At 33.7% G+C, this 1,291-nt stretch carries 1 protein-coding gene and 1 pseudogene; both read left to right on the top strand.

The window, feature by feature from the left end; genetic code table 11:
* Positions 1-323: pseudogene (locus FHL06_RS13345) on the top strand (peptide chain release factor 3); the annotation flags it as partial.
* Positions 324-730: 407 nt separating this feature from the next.
* Positions 731-1,291, top strand: a 561-nt coding sequence (locus FHL06_RS14985) for a glycoside hydrolase family 73 protein (RefSeq protein ID WP_192918006.1), incomplete at its 3' end; no start/stop codon positions are given.

Genomic DNA, 1,291 nt, shown 5'->3' with positions numbered 1-1,291 from the left:
AGCTAGTTCAAGAAGGTGCCGTTCAACTTTACAAGAAATACACAACTAACGACTATATCTTGGGTGCCGTTGGTCAACTTCAATTTGAAGTCTTCCAATTTAGAATGAAAAATGAATATAACTGTGATGTTGTGATGAAGCCAATTGGTTCCAGAATTGCCCGTTGGGTCGATCCTGAACAATTAGATCAATCAATGTCATCAACTAGAAATATGTTAGTGAAAGATTTGGATGACAAGCCATTGTTCTTGTTTGAAAATCGCTTTGCTGAAAACTGGTTTGCTAACAAATATCCAGATGTTAAGTTAACTTCAAAATTATAGAAAATCGCTGAATAGCGGTTTTTTTTATTGTAAAATTTTAATGGTAGTACAAAAATTCACAAATAAAGGAGGTCAAAGAGGACGTTCAATAATGCTCGAAAAGCGTAATATGAGGGGATTTGAATCAAATAGTCAAAAATTATAATTCTAACTACCGATTATTTTTCTTGATTACTAGCAATAATAAAATTGTTAATTTTTACGGAATATTATTTAAAATAAGATTATTTTCCTAAAGTGAGTATAAGAATTCTTTAGATTCTTAAGGATTTCTTAAAGTCAAGTCACAAAAAATTACAGTTTATTTTCGAATGTTTAATTCTTGTTACAAAATTCGAGTTTTATTGAAACTACTTTTTTTAAATAGTAGTCTATAACTAGATTATTTATTAAGGGGAAACCATTCTATGTCTAAAAAAAATCTACTCACTAGTGCTTTGGTACTTGGCACATTAGCTGCAACTGCGACACCTTCTGTTGTGTCAGCTGCAACAACAAGTGATGCAGATTCAGCTGCACCTCAAACAAGTACCGAACAAGTAAATAATAAATCACAAGATAATAGTTCAAATGTCATCGCTGGTTCAGAAACGAAAGCTGATACAACAGTTGCTACTTCAGCTACTGTTCAAGCTGCCAGTGAATCAATTAATAATGCATTAAATACAACCGCTGTTATTCAAGCAGCTACTGGTGTTACAACAGCTCAACAACAAGCTTTCTTAAATCAAGCTGTTCCTATGGCTCAAAAGGCTGCTAGTCAATATGGCCTTTACACATCTGTTATGTTAGCTCAAGCTATTCTTGAAAGTGCATGGGGCACTTCAACTTTAGCTACACAAGGTTACAACTTATTTGGTATTAAGGGTGATTACAATGGTGCCTACGTAACAATGCCAACTTCAGAATGGAGTGCTTCACAAGGTTGGTATACAATCAATGCTAACTTCAGAAAGTACCCAAGTTAC

This window comes from Companilactobacillus halodurans (genome assembly GCF_009600985.1).
Lineage (GTDB): Bacteria > Bacillota > Bacilli > Lactobacillales > Lactobacillaceae > Companilactobacillus > Companilactobacillus halodurans.
The sequence above is the reverse complement of the archived record's forward strand: the minus strand, read 5'-3'. Positions and strand labels throughout refer to the sequence as shown.